The following is a 15,152-nucleotide window of genomic DNA, read 5'->3' as shown; positions in this document are numbered from 1 at the left end:
GAGAATGCGCAAGGTCGTGATTCTGGGCGCGGGAATGGCAGGAATGGCCTGCGCCCGCACCCTGTTGCGGCGGGGATGCCGTCCCCTTCTCATTGCGCCCGGACACGATGTCGCCAGTCGCGGCGAAACGCTCTCGTTTCGGGCGTCGCCCTATCTGGAAAGCCTCGGCTGGTCAGGTTTGCTTGACGCGGAGACCGCGATCGCGTGTCAGGGGCGCTATTCCCTGTGGGGCCGGGCCGCGCTGCGGCGCGACACGTTTCACCAGGAGTCGGGCTGGCACATCGATCGGCAACGGCTCGAACAGCGCATGGCGGAATCGCTTGATGCCGACGGCGTCGAGCGGCTCTCCTCCGAGGCTCGCCGGCTATCGAGATCGCCGACACACGTCGCTGTTGATCTTGCCGACGGTTCCTCGATCGAAGCGGAGTTCGTCGTCGATTGCTCCGGCCGCTCCGCCGTGACGTCTGGATCCGAAGCGCAGCTTCGCCGTCTCGACAAGCTGGTGGCCTGTTACGGTATCTTCGACCTCGAGGACGAGGCCGAAGCCGTGCCGGCGACTCTTGTCGAGGCTGTGGCGACGGGATGGTGGTACATGTCCGTGATGCCCCGCGACCGGATCCTGCTCGGCTTCTTCACGGATTCGGATTTGCTGCCGGCGGGACTGCGCAGAGACATGAATCTGTGGGCACACATGGCCTCGCAGACCAGCGCGGTCTCGGCGCGGCTGACGAGCCTCGGTATCGACGCGGCCACGTGCGCCCAACTGCAATTCGCGCCGGCGAGCACCGTAACATTGTCAAAGCTGATGGACGATCGCATCGTCCGGGCTGGTGATGCCGCGAGTGCCCTCGATCCGTTGGGCGCGAACGGTCTTGCCACCGCGCTATGGAGCGGCATCCAGGCTGCCGGGAGTGCAACGGGCCTCCTGGCTCAGGATTGCACCGCATTCCGGCAATATGAACGACAGTTCTTGGAAGGGATCGCGTCCTATCTCGTCACGCAGCGCGCAATCTACGCATCCGAACATCGCTTTCCCGACGCGCCATTCTGGCGGCAGCGCAACGGCACTTCGCTCGAGGGGATCTAATCCCGCACATTCAAGGCATGCGGAGAGCGCAATTGGGCGCCCGTGAGGCTTGGCTATCGGTCATTGGCCGACTGCTTCGAAGACGGCTCCTTTCGCCGCGGAATGAGCATGCCCAGAGTCCCGATGATCACCAGAAACATGCCGGCGATCATCAGCCAGTGAGGAAGCTGAAGCTGCATCGCTTTGTCGAGCATCCTTTAGGCCTCACCGAAATTGCTAGCTGGGGCCGACGGCGCTTATGAGACCGATCAAGATATGGTCTAGCGCGACGACAGTCCACAGGGCGGGTGAGGTGGAGGACAGGCCGGTGACAAAGATCCAGATACCGGTTCCCATGATGAGAGCCGAGATGGCGTAATTGGCTGCTTTGTCCATTGGTCGACCCTCAGGCAACACCGGATCGATTGCGCCTGTAGTGACTCGCAGCGGATCAAAACGTTCCTATCGCCAGAGTGTACGGCTGGGGAGGATTTCGGTGGCAAATCAGCGGCTATGCGGGCTTGGCCGAGGGCGCGCGGATCAGCTACCAGCTGAGGGCTGGGCGCTCGGGCAAAATGTCCGCTGACCGGGTGACGGCGCGCTGCCGTGGCCGGGGTGCGAGCGATCAGGCGGCGACGTCGAACGACGCAATGAGGGCGCGCATATCATTTGCCAAACCGCGATAGTGCTCGCCCATCCGCAGGTATAGCTCGCGGTTGCCTCCATCCGCCCGCTTGGCAATCAACTCGCATTCGTCAGCAAGGCATTCAAAGCGTTCCAGCTTGGCTTGGAAACCGGTCATTGGCGGGCCCCGAACTCATTACCAAAAAGGGATGAGGACCGTAATCGCTTGATTAGGTCAGAGCAAACATTGTTATTTCATATAAGCATAATTTTATCCGGCAACTTGCAGTTGAGCCCTCTCAATCCGATCGACACGGCATGGATCTTGACGCTCTGGGCCGCGAAGACGGAATCAACCGTCCGCGGGAAGGCGGAAACGAGGCCCTACGCTCTGCGGGACGTCGAGAGCTGTTGATTCATGTTTCCGCGGAGGCATCCTTCTCGACGTCAAATCCGCTTGCAGCCTTGCTGTTGTTCGAACCCGATACGGGTGACTTGCGACCAAGCTTGGCAATCGCACGAATGCAAAGGAGAAATTCAATGCCTAGACTAAGGATCCGTGGCCTCAAGTGGTCGGCGCTTGCGCTCGCGCTTTGCTGCCTTGGGGTACGTATCGCGGCGGCGGAATCGTTGGAAGACCGGCGGATGCACGCTTCACGCGAAGCTGAGCTGGGGCATGCCGCCGAGCTCACGGACCGCGCTTGTGGCACGCATCTGAAGACTGGCTTCGACTGGAGCGGCTTCGACTCCGCGCAGACCGCCAGCCAGAACGTCGTCTCGTGGTGTACCGCGGCCCTGGCTGCGATGGAGGATATTTGCTCGGATTCTCTCGGCAAGGAAGCGTTGAGCGCAAAGGTCAAGACGCTGACCTGCGGTGGCGCGTCCACCCCGTCGGTGACCCTGGACGGCGAAGGAACGGTGAAGTTCTTTTTCAGTCTCACGCCGAATCAAAACAAGCTGCTGGTCCGCGATTACCTCAACAAGAATCTTTGATGGCGGCCTCTACGGCATGATCCGGACCCGAAGGGCCGCGTTGGCGCAAAGTGCGTGAAGCGGTCCTCCCTCGCGACATCAGCGGATCGCGTTTGCGCCGAGATCATGCTCAAGCAACAACCCGAAGCGCGATGATGATTCACCCTCATCTCATCGCGCTTTGGAAGAGAAGGTAAGTCGGCTTCGCGACGGGATCGACGACAGGCGAAGGCGAGGCGCCGACCTGCGACCCTGATGCACCGTATGACCGCGCGCCGCTCAAGGTTAACATTTCGTACAACGTATCCCGCTATCGTCGCGGCGCCTGGGGGAGATCGTTGGATGAAGCGGCAATCTGTTGGTCTGATCAGCGCTGTCCTGGTGCTGTCGGTTCTTGGGCTGATGCCCGCCACCGGGACGCCGCAGATGGTGTCGCTGGTGTTCAATTCGGCACAGCAGGCGCCGCAGCAGATCGGTTCGGACGAATTCCGCCGCAAGCTCGTTGAGCTTGCGGAGAACCGCATCATCCTTGATGAACGCGGTGGCAACACGCTGGGGAGCGAGACGGCTATCCTGGCCGCGCTGCGCGGCGGTGTGGTCGACATGGCAACTCTCTCCGGCTCGGTGGTGAGTTCCGCCGTGCCGGAATTCGGCGTCTTCGACGTGCCTTTCCTGTTCCGCGACGCTGCGCAAGCCAAGGCAGTCGCGGAGGGGCCGGTCGGCGCTGCGCTCGCTAAACGTTTCGCCGATAAGGGACTGGTGCTGCTCGCGATCGGGAAGCAGGGCTTTCGCAATATCACCAATTCAAAACGGCCGATCCGCTCGCCCGCCGACCTCCAAGGGCTGAAGATCCGCGTGCTGCCTAACGAGGTCTATCAGATGACCTTCAAGGCGCTGGGCGCCGAGGTCGTGCCGATGGAGTTCACGCTGGTCTATTCGGCGCTGAGGGATGGCCGCATCGACGGGCAGGAGAATCCCGTCATGACCATCGCCACCAGCCATCTCGAGGAAGTCCAGAAACATGTCAGCCTGACCGGGCATTTCTTCGCGCCGATCGCCTTCGTCGCCAATCGCGACATGTTCCAGGCCCTCAAGCCCGCGGATCAGGCCACCATCATCGCCGCTGCCAAGGCTGGTGCCGAAGCCACCTGGAAGGCCGGTGCTGAAGAGGAGGCGAAGAAACTCGACGAGCTGCGCAAAGGCGGCATGGAGATCATCGAAAAAGTTGATCGCCAGCCCTTCATCGATGCGGTGAAGCCGCTGGAGCCTGAATTCGAGAAGCGTTTCGGCAAGGACGTGCTCGCGCAAATCCGGGCTACGCCGTAGAGCACCAGATGAATCCGAAGGGCGCCGTTGGCCCGAAGCGCGTGCAGCGGTCTTCCGAAAAGATCATGCTCAATCAAAAGGCCTCAAAAGCCATGACCCTGTCCCTGCTCCTGTCGCGCATTGGAATCCGCCCACGCATTTTCGGCGGCTTCGCGCTGATCCTTGGCTTGCTCACCGTGCTGGCGCTGCTCGCCGTGATGCGGCTCTCCGGTATCGGCGGCACGGTCCGAGATCTCGTCACCAGTGCCGATGGCGATGCAGGCATGGCCCGCGTCCATGCCGCGCTGCTCTCGACCGATCTCGCGGTAGAAAAATTCATCCGGACGCGCAACCTCGGCGATCGCGACAGCGCGGCCAAGGCGATCGATAAGTTCGGCCAGGTCTTCGAGCAGATCGACCAGCAATTCGGCCGCCTACCGGCAATTGCGGCCGGCCGTGGCGTGCTTGTCGAAGCGCTCGACACTTACAGGAAGTCCTTCACGGCAGTCGCTGCCGCCGTCGATCATTTGCGCAACGCCAGCACCAGGAGCGAGGCGCTCGGCGCTTCGGCCGGTCTCGACGTCGCCGCGATCCAGGTGACGCTCGCCAACCAGTCCGGGGCGGACCATTTGCTGAACCCGCTGCGTTTGGCCGGCTCGGTCGAAGCGGTGCGTGTTGCGCTGCTTCACTACATGGCGACCCAGGCCCAAGCCGACGCCGACGATGCCGTGCTTGCCATCGGGTATGCGCAAGGCGCGATTGCCAATAGCGAGGCAGAGATCGGTGGCGCCGACGCGCCGCGTCTGAAGAACCTGGTTGCGGTGCTCAAAAAGTCGCTTGCGGATCAATCGGCGACACTCCCCGATCTCGTCGCCGCCGTCGGCGAGCTGCGCAAGAGCCAGGCCGATCTCGGCAAGGCAAGCAAAGCGATTGACGCGCAGACCGGCACGATCAGCCAGGCGCTTGGCGCGGCGCGCACGGAGCAAAGCCGGTTGACGGCGGAAGCGGTCGAGCGCACGCACAGCATGGTGATGGTGGTCGCAGGCTCCGCACTCGTCCTTGGCGCGCTGCTTGCCTGGCTGATCGGGCGCAGCGTGTCGCGACCGATCGGCCAGATGACCTTGCGCATGCAGACGCTTGCGGCCGGCGAGCTCGACCAGGCGATCCCCGGTGGCGAACGTGGCGACGAGATCGGCCATATGGCCAGTGCCGTCGAAGTGTTCCGGCAAAGTGCGCAGACCGTCCGCCGTATGGAGCAGGACGCCGCCGCGCAGCGCGCCGCGGCCGAGACCGAGCGCGCGGCGATGATGGGGGCGCTTGCCGATCGCTTCGATCGTGGCATGGAAGGCGTCATCGGCGGCGTATCGAGCCGTGCCGAAGAGATGGGACAGAGCGCGGAGAGCCTCGCCCGCGTCGCCGAGCGCGGTCGCTCGCTCGCCGAGCAGGTCGCCACGACCTCGGCTCAGGCTTCCTCCAATGTTCAGACGGTTGCGGCCGCTACGCACCAGCTCGCGGCCTCGATCAAGGAAATCTCGAGCCAGGTGGCCCGCTCCGTCTCGGTGTCCGACCAGGCCAAGGAAGAGGCGTCGCGCACCGAGGCGCTGATGCGCGCGCTGTCCAATTCGGCCGAGCGGATCGGCTCGGTGGTCCAGCTGATCCAGGCGATCGCGAGCCAAACCAACCTGCTCGCGCTCAATGCCACCATCGAATCCGCGCGTGCCGGCGAGGCCGGCAAGGGCTTTGCCGTGGTCGCCAACGAGGTGAAGAGCCTCGCGACGCAGACGGCGCGCGCCACCGAAGAGATTTCGGGCCTCGTCGCCGAGATCCAGAGCTCGACCGGCCAGTCGGTCGCGGCGATCGGCCAGATCGGCAAGACCATCGCCGCCATGACCGAGATCGGGACCACGATTGCCTCGGCGGTCGAGGAGCAGGGCGCCGCGACTGCCGAGATTGCTCGCAATGTCGAGCAGGCGGCCAACGGTACCGCGGCCGTGACCGATCAGGTCGGCTCCGTCCGCAACGTCGCGGGCGAAACCGATGCCGGCGCTGAAGCCGCGCTCGCTGCAGCCGCCGCCCTGCAGGACCAGGCCCACGCGCTCAAGCGCGACGTCGCGGAGTTTTTGCAGACGGTGCGCAAGGCAGGTTGAGCCGACCGGCGCGACGAAGCGGATTTGCGAAGCTCACTCAACCGATTCATGCAGCTGCGTTCGAGCTTGTCACTCGCAGCGCGGCTGCAGATTAAGCTGCCGCAGAAGGGGGGCCAGTCCGTCTGAACTGCAATTCTTCGTTTCGCTGACTTCCTTGGGTTTTTCGATCGGACGCGTCTGCGATCTCTTCGCATCGGCGACACCGCGGTTTTGGATCTTGTTTTTCGAAGCCGTCGGATCGTGCCAGTGACGAGGAATGAACTCGGGCAGCTTTCGTTCCGCCTTGGGTTCGGCCGGCGGCGGGGCAACAGCGATTTGGGATGTCGGTACGGCCGGCCTATCGGCCTCGACGTCGACCTTCGGCGCAATTGGTTCGGTGTGGATCGGTAGCCGATCGCCTTTGTTGCCGCTGACCGCTGGAAAATCCGACGCCATACCAACTTCGGCGACTGGTGCTGGCGCGCGGCTTGGGCCGAGCGGGGAAGCCATGCCGACTACGCACATCGTGCAAACGGCAACAATCCTGATCATGCCGGTTGGTCCCGAGCGCCGCCCGACCTGAGCGTCGCGTCGGAATCGGCCTAGAATAAGACAACAGGCTCGTTGCAAGCGTATTCGGTAGTCTAGTAGTGCGCTGGCCCATGCAAATTCCTTATTGGCTTGTCCGTCTTTTAATAAGCACCTTTTCCGCAATCCGATCGCGCTACCTCCTCGGAGAGGAACGCTTGAAAAGGGGTCGTCAAGACTCGCTGACGCGTCTTAATTTGCCCCGTGTACAGTCGCAAATTTGACGCCACTTCGTACCTAGTTCTTCCAGTTTCCCTGCTGCAATAAGTTGTAATTTCCAGCTACGGTCACCTCGGACCGGGGGGCGGGACTCATGGAAATATTTCGCGCTGAGAAGATTTGCGTTGTCGAGGACAACTCAAGCAGAACCTGCCGTATCTGTGGCGAGAAAATGAAGCTCGTACGCACAGTGGTGGACTCCGAGACCGGAGGCATCACTCACATGTTCGAATGCGGGTGCGGAAAGCGCCTCTGGGAGGATTAAGGCGCAGCTCCGCAATGGAATGAAGGACGAGCCGCTAGAGGCCTCAGCGCGAGAGCTTGCACTTCCGCGTCTCCGTGACACGGGACAAGCGGATCAGAAGGTCACCACGCCAAGACCAACCACGCCAAGAACCACAAGGCCCTCGACCGGGCCTTCGATCAGGTCTGTTCGACAGCCAGGCCAACTTCGACGATCCGAGAACACCCTGTATCTGCAACCGAGCAATCAGGTCCGCATCGCGTCGATCACGTGAGCGATGAGAACCGCCACGCTTAAGGCAACGACAAGAGTGAAGATCCAGGCGAGCAAAGCATCCACCTCCTCGCGGAGTGAATGCGCTCATTCCTGCACAGTCAAAAACCATCCTCGAGGAACCGCAATTTCCGCGTCCGGTTGAGGATTGGCGGCAACAAATGTGTCCGCTGTCGGCCTTATCGGCTGAATGCCAGAAAGAGGAGCATCGCGACCAGGCAGGCGGCGAGGGATAACAAATAAACGCCCACAACTAACCCCCGACTCATCATGCAGAGATTAGACGGCATTTTTGGCTTTCAAATGCCTTTTGCCAGTTTTTCCCAGGATGTCGCTAAGACGGCCGTGATTGATTTGCCCTACATTGGCGAGCGACGGTCCACCGGTCCACGCTGGCGGGCTTGCTACGTCCTAAGAGCGTCGACCGCGTGGGCGATGAGAATGCTCATGCTGAGTACCATCAGGCAAACAATTGCGGCTTGAAGTAACATCGGAGTGGTTTCTGTGGGGCCAAGGGTGAGCCGCTGATAAGCCGTCACATTTCGCCAGCATTTGGCCGTGGGGGCGGCGCCTTGGTGTTCATGTCGTTACAAGTCCGCAAGGTTGAAAACGCTGGCGGTCATTGCTGGCCCAGTTCTTTCGGTTCAGCGCATCGCATGATGCCAATGCGCGCAAGCATCGTCGCTCCGCCTTGCTCTGCCACCAGGAACAGGGCTTCCATCGCCGCTTGCCATTCCGGCGTGTCGTGCACTTTCTTCGGCAACGCGGCGATGTACTCGCCGGCTTCGCGCAGCGTGACGAGCTTGCGCCCGCGAACCTTGACCCGATCGTCAAATGGGCTGCCCCAGCCCCGATCCGTCATTCCTCGCGTGTCGCGCTGGGGGCGGTTTGTTGTCCACAGTGTCAATCGCGACACACAGCATCGGCGCGACTCGTCGTAGGCTTTTGCTGCGTCTTCATGGCGCTTTTCTCCCTTAACCTTGAGCCCGTCGCGAATGGCGGGCTTCATTCCGCGTGAGCGTCCCAGTTGGAATGCGTGGGGCCTGCAAAGCTCGCTGAGCAGGGGGATAGAAAATGTCGGGCCTAAGCACGGATGGGCAATGACCTGCTATCGTCTCCACATTTTGGATGAGCGCGGTGACTTGGTCGGCGCGGTGGAGTTTGAATGCGCCAACGACGCGGCGGCAAAACGGAAGGCCCAGAAGGTGTTGGCTGGCACCCCGGGGGAGCTTTGGCGACGTATTAACGGGGCTCTAGAGACTAAAACCGGAGCGGGCCCACATTGGGCTAACGACTGACGAACAGGCAATCGGATCTATTTGAAACTATGATGGCCTGTGGCCCAAGGCCGGCAGCCAGCGTTCGCTGGATGCGCTCGGCTTGCTCTTTCGTCAGATTGACCGCCAGAGCCAGATTAGTCCCGATCAATGCGGGGCCTTTACGTTGTCGATCGTAGACCATCCAACCCTGAGATGCCTGCCGCACCATAAATCTTGCCGCAGACGGTAGCTTATCGCTCATGTTCTTGCCCTCTTGTTTTTACCTGGCGCACGCATGCGTGCGCCATGGAGCAAAAAAAATCAGGCTGCCGGGCTCGAAATGGGACAGGTCCCCGCAGCGATCTGTTCTCGAACTGGGCACTGAAATCCCAGTTGGCCTCAACATGCATCGATCATGCCACAGATTTGTGACGGCAGGTTCTGGTTGCTACAGACTGTGGAACGCCCCGTCACTCGACAATTATTGGCGACCTTCGTTGAGCACGCAGCGAAGGACTGTGTGACCCCCATTGAATGGCAGCGCATTATGGTTGCTCACTACACCGATCTTGGATGGAAGAGGCTCGTCGCGAATGTGCTCGCGTCCTCCAAGGTCCTAGCCGCGCGCCACCTCAGCCGATTCTGCGCTCTCGAAAATGCCTTCGAGCGGAAGTCGATGCCAACCTTCAGCTATGATTTCGCCCCCGTATTGCGACCTGCAGTAGTATTCTTCTACGAACGTGAGATACCCGTCGTCACGCTGCAGAATTGCAATCCGCCGCTGCTGCGACTCTCCCGTGGATATAGAGACGATCTGAATTGCCTCTGACACCTTCACCAGCTCGATCTGCTGATCCTTGACTCTCAATGTGGGGGAGATGCCGCTCTCCCGAACTAGCTACGAGCGAGCCGGTAGGCGATCTCAAGTAGTTGCGTTTGCAATGTCGGTTCGTGGCACTTCGCGGACCATGTCGGTCGGCTGCCTGAATTCTGCTTGCGAGGGCAAGGCGCACGTTCGCCGGCCTCGGCAAGGGAGCTTTCAGCGGCTCTCGAAATCTAGGATCAATGGTGGGCGCACAAGGGATCGAACCTTGGACCTCTCCCGTGTGAACCACAATATGTAGATCAAGTCGGGCCGCGCGTGGCCATAGTTATGTCGAAATAATTCATTTTATTACAGTGCTTTATGTCTTTTTAAGCCCCAGTGAGCCATAAGCGGCCATACTGCATTTTGTGTGCCCCTGTTGTGCCCCCTCAGATTTTTCCCTTGGGGCACAAAAATGAGGGAGGGTTCGAGCTACGGTCTCTCGGTCCTTCCTTTTTGGGGCACACAGTGAAGCTTGGAGGGCCGGTTCTGATAGGGCGCGATTTTCCCCTCGCGGGGTACACCGGGGCACAAAAGGCGGGGAAAGAGTCATGCCAGAGCCGACCAACCAGCTAACACTCACCGATGCAGTGATCCGCAACGCCACGTTGCCACTCGGCAAGACTCAGCATTATCTCCACGACGACAAGCTGCCCGGCCTCGCCCTGCGCATGCGCGCCACCGGCGGCCGGACCTGGGTCTACCTCTTCACCAAGCCGGGGGTGAGGGGGACCCAGCGCAAGACCCTTGGCCCGTGGCCGAAGTACAATGAGAAGGCCGCGCGCAAGGCTGCCACCATCGCCGCCGGCGAGGTGGTCAAGGGCACGGACCCCAACGATGCGAAACGCGAGGCGAGGCGGCAACAGGCAACCGAGAAGCAACGCACCATCCTGGCGGACCTCATCGTCGAAGATGGTCCCTACCAGACGTCCTTGACCGGACGTCAGGTCGTCAACTGGAAGCCAGCCATGTCGGCACTGCGGCGCGGACTCAAGCAGCAGGCCGAAATCGGCGTGGGCGACTTGACGCGGCGGCAAATCATGGCGGCAGTCGACCGCGTCGCAAAGACCGGCAAGCGCGGCGCGGCCAAGGACCTGCGCAAGCACACCCACACGTTCCTCGAATGGTGCGTCGGCGAGGGCTACGTCGACCACAATGTGCTCGCTGGCTATCGCGAGCCCAAGGAAACTCGTGCGCAAAGAGTGGGACGCCGAACGAAGGGCCGCGCACTGAGCGATGAAGAAATCATCAGGGTTTGGCAAGCGTCCGGCAAGCTCGGCACCTTTGGGCTCCTGACAAGGATGTGCTTGCTCGGCGGCGCGCGCCGGAGCGAGCCGACCATCATCGAGTGGCAAAAGCACATCATGGACGACCGCATCACCTTCGATGCGGCATGGACCAAGATGGGGCTACACCACGACGTCCCGCGCACTCACCTGGTTGACGAGGTGCTCACGGCCGCAAAACATTTCCAGCGGGCAACCTCCGACTATGTCTTCCCGTCACCAAAGACCGGCGGCCAGATGTCCGGCTTCACCAAGATGGTCAACCGACTGGTCAAGGAGGCGAGCGTCGCCAAGTTCACCATGCATGACCTAAGGCGCAGCTTACGCACCATCATGTCACGCTGTGGCTATGACAACGAAATCCAGCGGCTGTGTGTTGGGCAAAAGCCAAGCGGAATCGATCAGGTCTACAATCACGACGAACAGTGGATCATCCGCAAGATGGCGTTCGAAGCGGCTCACGACTATATTGCGGAGTTGGTAGGCGCAAGACGGGTCGGCAAAATCGTGCGCCTGCAGCGGACGAATCCGCTTGACCCGATCAAGGCCGAGCTGCTCGACCGTCTACGTGAGCATTATGCGGCTGAGGCGTCTTAGTCGCCTTATCGCACTTGGCCAGATAGTCGCGCACCGCATCGACACGATAGAGCGGGCGGCCGTCGACGTAGCGCCATTTCAGCGGGTGGTTCGGATCGCGCCGCCACTGCTCCAGCGCTCCGGGTGTGCGTCGGATGACCGCGGCCGCCTCTAATGCCGTCAAATTAGAGCTGCCCGGTAGCGTATCGATATCGAAGCTCGCGGGCGGTGGCATGCCACGGTTCTTGCGATGGCGCTTCGTGGCGTCCGGCATCTTCCGACCATTTGGCGACCCTAGTGCCCCGATCTGAGCCATTTCGTCCTTGCCGCGCATGCCTCCGCCCCAAACGACTGCGGGTCTGACGCAATAAGATCGTAGGCTGCTCCAGCAAGAAAGAAATCAAGTGCGCAGGTATGGCTGCTAGGTAGCTGTGGCGTACAAATAGGACGAACCGACCCGGCGTTGTCGGCAACACAACGGGTCGCGGTGCGTGGGTGCAGGCCGATGCATTTGTGCACGCACAGATCGAAGCTCACGAGCGGCGCAAAGAAGGCAACGCCATGAACACGCTCACCATCACAAAGCATGCGGCGACGCGCATGCCGTAGCGCGGCATCATGCCAAGAGACGCTGATCTGATCGTCCTAATGGGCACTCAACTCGATGACGGCTATCTCGTCTAGGAGGGAGGCTACCGGGAGGCCGAGCACCGCTTGAAGAAGGTCCTGCACAGCTTCCGCCGTCTCGTCGGCAAGCGGCTCGTCGTGAAGGATGGCACCATCATGACGGCCTACCAGCTCTTAAAGAGAAACGCCCGCGCCCGCTTCGCCAAGAGCGGAACGGCGATCATTGACTAAGAGACAAGGAATGAGAGGCTGCACATACAAGCGCAGCCTCAGCAAGAGTTGGATCACTTGCGGGCTTCTGTCCGCGGGCAAGGTGATTGAGGATGCGCAATGCCGTGTACATGGCGTAATGCCGACGGCCTTTCCAGGCCCGATGGTCACGGTCATCCGAATAAGGGTAGGTGTTGCTGATCGGCTCCTTTTTTCCTCCCTTTCCATATGCCGGACAATGGCGCCTGCGTATGCCTTCATTTCATGAGGCGTCTCCGGCTTCAGGCTGCATATCTTCTCAAACGCACGGGCGGTGGCGCGTCCGGCCTCGTAGGCTGCAATTGCGGCCTTCGTGATGCCCACGCGTTTGCGCGCAAGTGCATGGGCAGGTCTGGCTTCATCGAGCGCCCGGCTGAGTTTCGGCCACTCGCTATCATGCTGAGTACCAAAACACATATGCCAGTCGGCAAGGCAGCGAACGAAGATCGGTTTGCAGTCCCGGATGCCTGCGGCGACCGCCGGGCGTACGTCCTCCAACTCCGGATGCTCCTCCACCAGTCTGCTCAAGGGCCTGCCGCGCTCTGGCCTCCGCGCGTACAGCGAGCCGATATTCTGAGACGGCTTCAGCGATAGCGCTGGTTCGCCGAGAACCATGCCGGATCGAGAGTTCGGCCGAGATATGGGCTGCAGAGCCTGGCGCAAGCAGCCGCAGTACGTCGCGAGCGAGTTCCTTCTGGATTTCCGCGGAGAAGCCTTCTCCGTAACCATCGAGAAGCTGAGCCGCGTTGGCCTTGGCGAGGAGGCCTGCCACTGTCGTCGGCCTTGATTTGGTCAGTTTCCCGGCAAGCACATTAAGCTCACAAAGAGCAGCATAGGCGCTCTCTGAAAGTCCGTCGCGCTCCAGCAAGTTCCGCGCCACGCCGCTCAGGCGCACGCGCTTTTCGGTGTCCTGCACCTCTCTCGCGAGGCGCACTGCCTTGTCATCCGTCGGTACGATCAGCGCCGCATCAACGATTGGCAGAGTGACGAGCTTGTTCATGACGATCTCCGTACACCACATTGGCACAGCCGGCCCGGAATGGGCCGGTCCGCGTTGATCCCAGCGTGACGTGTCAATCTGTTGGGGAAGGGGCCAAGGAGCGGCCTTCCGTAACAACGGCTCAAGCCATGCCGAGCCCGACCGGTCACGGCTTGGCGTTCAAGCCCCTTGCCAGCTGGGGTGCCGAAGGCAGGGCTTGAACGGCAGGACGTGAATTGGACCTTGCGTGAGGGATTGCGGCCCGAAGGGGGAGACGAGGTTGGTTTTGGCTCACCCCAATACTGCGCAGCTCGCCGCTGCTCCGGGAAGGACTCGCACACAACTGGTCAGGTCGGACCGGTCAGGCGTTATTCCGCAGAGGGTCCGGATGAGCTATAGGGGAGCTTGCTATAGCTCACTTAAGACGCCAATATGAGTTATAGAGAGGAGCCCTATAACTCATGGCCTGGAACTGGGAGGAGCCGACCTGGCCCCGCTTTACCTATGACGCGACCGCCCTAGAGCCGCTGGAGGCGGAATTCCTGCTACGCTCAGGGGAGTTCATCGGCGCGTTCAAGCATGTCAGCCCGGACGACCAGGAGAACCTGCGCATCGAACTCATCAGCGATGAGGCCTTGAAGACCTCAGAAATCGAGGGCGAAATCCTCAACCGTGACAGCGTTCAGTCATCGTTGCGGCACCAGTTCGGCCTCGGCGAGCAGCAAGCCGGCGTGCCTCCTGCCGAGCGCGGCATCGCGCAAATGATGGTCGACCTGTACCTCAACTTCTCGAAGCCCCTGGCCGACGAGACCATGTTCGGGTGGCACGGCATGTTGATGAGCGGAGACCGCACCATCAAGACGATCGGGGCTTACCGCACTCATCCCGAACCCATGCAGGTGGTCTCCGGGGCCGTCGGTCAGCGCAAGGCTCACTTTGAGGCGCCGCCTTCCGAAACCATGACGAAACAGATGGCCGCCTTTGTCGAGTGGTTCAACGACACCGGACCCGACGGCGCTCACCCGTTGCCGGCGATCACGCGCTCCGCCATCGCTCATTTGTACTTCGTCAGCATTCATCCCTTTGAGGACGGAAACGGCAGAATTGCACGTGCGCTCGCAGAAAAGTCGCTGGCGCAAAATCTCGGCCAGCCAACGCTCATCGCGTTGGCCCATACGATCGAACGCAAGAGGAAAGCCTATTACGAGGCTCTTGAACACAACAACAAGGACATGGAGACAACCGATTGGCTGATGTACTTCGGTAACACAGTCCTCGAAGCGCAGGAGAACACCAATAAGCGCGTCGACTTCTATATTGCGAAGACGAAGCTCTATGAGCGTCTGCGCGGGCAATTCAACGCCCGCCAGGAGAAGGCCATTGCCCGCATGTTCAAAGAGGGCATCGATGGATTCAAGGGCGGCTTGAGCGCCGAAAACTACATCAGCATCACCAAGGCTCCTCGCGCAACGGCGACACGTGACCTTCAGGACCTGGTCGCGAAAGGTGCTCTCACCCGAACTGGTGAACTCAGACACACGCGCTACCACTTGAAGCTGGATGATGAAGGCCCGGCGCAATGAGCTTCGCTTACGGCGCTTCGACGATGGCCGTCATCTTCTCGAACGAGGCGGACCGGCCATCTCGAATCGCTGAATGGATTTCAGCAAGTGTTGCGTCCTCGCTCAATCTCAGGCGATCGATCGGGCATCTGGCCGAGATAGCGAATGACCTCTTCGCGCGAGAAATCGTGGCTGCATGGATCAGCCGGATTGCGTACCAACGTGTCGCCGGGTCCGAGGTTGACGAAGTAATAGGCGCCGTTTAATTGGCGATAGAGACGCAAATTGCGCGCCTTGGCGTAGGCGTTCAGCGGTGCGTCGGCTTCATCTTG

17 protein-coding genes are annotated in these 15,152 nt (G+C 61.0%); 9 read left to right on the top strand and 8 right to left on the bottom strand.

Features of this window, described 5'->3' with window-relative positions:
- Nucleotides 1–4: 4 nt before the first annotated feature.
- Nucleotides 5–1,087, top strand: coding sequence for an NAD(P)/FAD-dependent oxidoreductase (locus NLM33_RS23280; protein ID WP_256570546.1), 1,083 nt, complete (start codon nucleotides 5–7; stop codon nucleotides 1,085–1,087).
- A 53-nt stretch (nucleotides 1,088–1,140) separates the two neighbouring features.
- Here the strand turns inward: NLM33_RS23280 and NLM33_RS23275 are convergent, their stop codons facing one another.
- The 3 genes from NLM33_RS23275 to NLM33_RS23265 form a co-directional block, all read right to left on the bottom strand.
- Nucleotides 1,141–1,281, bottom strand: coding sequence for a hypothetical protein (locus NLM33_RS23275; RefSeq protein WP_254099090.1), 141 nt, complete (start codon nucleotides 1,279–1,281; stop codon nucleotides 1,141–1,143).
- Nucleotides 1,282–1,303: 22 nt separating this feature from the next.
- Entirely contained in the window at nucleotides 1,304–1,462 is a 159-nt protein-coding gene (locus NLM33_RS23270) for a hypothetical protein (protein WP_254099088.1), read from the bottom strand.
- Nucleotides 1,463–1,691: 229 nt separating this feature from the next.
- The gene (locus NLM33_RS23265; protein WP_254099086.1) at nucleotides 1,692–1,868 is read right to left on the bottom strand and encodes a hypothetical protein; all 177 of its coding nucleotides are present in this window, start codon (nucleotides 1,866–1,868) and stop codon (nucleotides 1,692–1,694) included.
- Between the two features lie 362 nt (nucleotides 1,869–2,230).
- Between NLM33_RS23265 and NLM33_RS23260 the strand changes: the two genes are divergently transcribed.
- The 3 genes from NLM33_RS23260 (at nucleotide 2,231) to NLM33_RS23250 (ending at nucleotide 6,114) form a co-directional block, all read left to right on the top strand.
- Nucleotides 2,231–2,683 carry a hypothetical protein gene (locus NLM33_RS23260; protein ID WP_254099084.1) on the top strand — a complete coding sequence of 151 codons (453 nt, stop codon included), beginning with the start codon at nucleotides 2,231–2,233 and terminating at the stop codon, nucleotides 2,681–2,683.
- A gap of 321 nt (nucleotides 2,684–3,004) precedes the next feature.
- Nucleotides 3,005–3,988, top strand: coding sequence for a TRAP transporter substrate-binding protein (locus NLM33_RS23255; protein WP_254099082.1), 984 nt, complete (start codon nucleotides 3,005–3,007; stop codon nucleotides 3,986–3,988).
- A gap of 92 nt (nucleotides 3,989–4,080) precedes the next feature.
- Entirely contained in the window at nucleotides 4,081–6,114 is a 2,034-nt protein-coding gene (locus NLM33_RS23250; RefSeq protein WP_254105861.1) for a methyl-accepting chemotaxis protein, read from the top strand.
- Between the two features lie 69 nt (nucleotides 6,115–6,183).
- On the opposite strand, the gene NLM33_RS23245 is transcribed toward NLM33_RS23250, so the two are convergent.
- The 3 genes from NLM33_RS23245 to NLM33_RS23235 all read right to left on the bottom strand — a co-directional run bounded on the left by NLM33_RS23245 (nucleotide 6,184) and on the right by NLM33_RS23235 (nucleotide 8,938).
- Complete coding sequence (locus tag NLM33_RS23245; RefSeq protein WP_254099080.1) at nucleotides 6,184–6,645, bottom strand: hypothetical protein; 462 nt, start codon at nucleotides 6,643–6,645, stop codon at nucleotides 6,184–6,186.
- 1,391 nt (nucleotides 6,646–8,036) lie between these two features.
- Nucleotides 8,037–8,426, bottom strand: a complete 390-nt coding sequence (locus tag NLM33_RS49690) for a hypothetical protein (RefSeq protein ID WP_371929978.1) — start codon at nucleotides 8,424–8,426, stop codon at nucleotides 8,037–8,039.
- Nucleotides 8,427–8,704: 278 nt separating this feature from the next.
- On the bottom strand, nucleotides 8,705–8,938 hold the full coding sequence (locus NLM33_RS23235; protein ID WP_254099078.1) for a hypothetical protein: 234 nt from the start codon (nucleotides 8,936–8,938) through the stop codon (nucleotides 8,705–8,707).
- A 258-nt stretch (nucleotides 8,939–9,196) separates the two neighbouring features.
- Here NLM33_RS23235 and NLM33_RS23230 point away from each other — a divergent pair, with 258 nt between their 5' ends.
- Both NLM33_RS23230 and NLM33_RS23225 read left to right on the top strand, forming a co-directional pair.
- Nucleotides 9,197–9,505 carry a hypothetical protein gene (locus NLM33_RS23230; protein WP_254099076.1) on the top strand — a complete coding sequence of 103 codons (309 nt, stop codon included), beginning with the start codon at nucleotides 9,197–9,199 and terminating at the stop codon, nucleotides 9,503–9,505.
- 587 nt (nucleotides 9,506–10,092) lie between these two features.
- Nucleotides 10,093–11,424, top strand: a complete 1,332-nt coding sequence (locus NLM33_RS23225; protein ID WP_254099074.1) for an integrase arm-type DNA-binding domain-containing protein — start codon at nucleotides 10,093–10,095, stop codon at nucleotides 11,422–11,424.
- On the opposite strand, the gene NLM33_RS23220 is transcribed toward NLM33_RS23225, so the two are convergent.
- Entirely contained in the window at nucleotides 11,369–11,737 is a 369-nt protein-coding gene (locus tag NLM33_RS23220) for a hypothetical protein (RefSeq protein WP_254099072.1), read from the bottom strand. The two genes, NLM33_RS23225 and NLM33_RS23220, sit on opposite strands and share 56 nt — an antisense overlap.
- Nucleotides 11,738–12,117: 380 nt before the next feature.
- Between NLM33_RS23220 and NLM33_RS23215 the strand changes: the two genes are divergently transcribed.
- Nucleotides 12,118–12,261: a hypothetical protein gene (locus NLM33_RS23215; protein WP_254099070.1), complete on the top strand. Its 144-nt coding sequence runs from the start codon at nucleotides 12,118–12,120 to the stop codon at nucleotides 12,259–12,261.
- Nucleotides 12,262–12,673: 412 nt separating this feature from the next.
- On the opposite strand, the gene NLM33_RS23210 is transcribed toward NLM33_RS23215, so the two are convergent.
- Complete coding sequence (locus tag NLM33_RS23210; protein WP_254099068.1) at nucleotides 12,674–13,279, bottom strand: hypothetical protein; 606 nt, start codon at nucleotides 13,277–13,279, stop codon at nucleotides 12,674–12,676.
- Between the two features lie 440 nt (nucleotides 13,280–13,719).
- On the opposite strand from NLM33_RS23210, the gene NLM33_RS23205 reads away from it, so the two are divergent.
- Both NLM33_RS23205 and NLM33_RS23200 read left to right on the top strand, forming a co-directional pair.
- Entirely contained in the window at nucleotides 13,720–14,841 is a 1,122-nt protein-coding gene (locus tag NLM33_RS23205; RefSeq protein ID WP_254099066.1) for a Fic family protein, read from the top strand.
- Nucleotides 14,838–15,086 carry a hypothetical protein gene (locus NLM33_RS23200; RefSeq protein WP_254099064.1) on the top strand — a complete coding sequence of 83 codons (249 nt, stop codon included), beginning with the start codon at nucleotides 14,838–14,840 and terminating at the stop codon, nucleotides 15,084–15,086. The genes NLM33_RS23205 and NLM33_RS23200 overlap by 4 nt, the downstream gene beginning before the upstream one ends.
- Nucleotides 15,087–15,152 lie beyond the last annotated feature (66 nt).

This window comes from Bradyrhizobium sp. CCGUVB1N3 (assembly GCF_024199925.1).
Classification (GTDB): Bacteria; Pseudomonadota; Alphaproteobacteria; order Rhizobiales; family Xanthobacteraceae; genus Bradyrhizobium.
This window is presented reverse-complemented; position numbering and strand designations above follow the sequence as displayed.

Excerpts from the sequence above, each read along its gene's own strand:
- NLM33_RS23245 (WP_254099080.1), bottom strand. The coding sequence starts at position 6,645 with ATGATCAGGATTGTTGCCGTTTGCACGATGTGCGTAGTCGGCATGGCT.
- NLM33_RS49690 (WP_371929978.1), bottom strand. The coding sequence starts at position 8,426 with ATGAAGCCCGCCATTCGCGACGGGCTCAAGGTTAAGGGAGAAAAGCGC.
- NLM33_RS23275 (WP_254099090.1), bottom strand. The coding sequence starts at position 1,281 with ATGCTCGACAAAGCGATGCAGCTTCAGCTTCCTCACTGGCTGATGATC.
- NLM33_RS23210 (WP_254099068.1), bottom strand. The coding sequence starts at position 13,279 with ATGAACAAGCTCGTCACTCTGCCAATCGTTGATGCGGCGCTGATCGTA.
- NLM33_RS23220 (WP_254099072.1), bottom strand. The coding sequence starts at position 11,737 with ATGCGCGGCAAGGACGAAATGGCTCAGATCGGGGCACTAGGGTCGCCA.
- NLM33_RS23200 (WP_254099064.1), top strand. The coding sequence starts at position 14,838 with ATGAGCTTCGCTTACGGCGCTTCGACGATGGCCGTCATCTTCTCGAAC.
- NLM33_RS23280 (WP_256570546.1), top strand. The coding sequence starts at position 5 with ATGCGCAAGGTCGTGATTCTGGGCGCGGGAATGGCAGGAATGGCCTGC.
- NLM33_RS23235 (WP_254099078.1), bottom strand. The coding sequence starts at position 8,938 with ATGAGCGATAAGCTACCGTCTGCGGCAAGATTTATGGTGCGGCAGGCA.
- NLM33_RS23270 (WP_254099088.1), bottom strand. The coding sequence starts at position 1,462 with ATGGACAAAGCAGCCAATTACGCCATCTCGGCTCTCATCATGGGAACC.
- NLM33_RS23205 (WP_254099066.1), top strand. The coding sequence starts at position 13,720 with ATGGCCTGGAACTGGGAGGAGCCGACCTGGCCCCGCTTTACCTATGAC.
- NLM33_RS23250 (WP_254105861.1), top strand. The coding sequence starts at position 4,081 with ATGACCCTGTCCCTGCTCCTGTCGCGCATTGGAATCCGCCCACGCATT.
- NLM33_RS23225 (WP_254099074.1), top strand. The coding sequence starts at position 10,093 with ATGCCAGAGCCGACCAACCAGCTAACACTCACCGATGCAGTGATCCGC.
- NLM33_RS23260 (WP_254099084.1), top strand. The coding sequence starts at position 2,231 with ATGCCTAGACTAAGGATCCGTGGCCTCAAGTGGTCGGCGCTTGCGCTC.
- NLM33_RS23265 (WP_254099086.1), bottom strand. The coding sequence starts at position 1,868 with ATGACCGGTTTCCAAGCCAAGCTGGAACGCTTTGAATGCCTTGCTGAC.
- NLM33_RS23255 (WP_254099082.1), top strand. The coding sequence starts at position 3,005 with ATGAAGCGGCAATCTGTTGGTCTGATCAGCGCTGTCCTGGTGCTGTCG.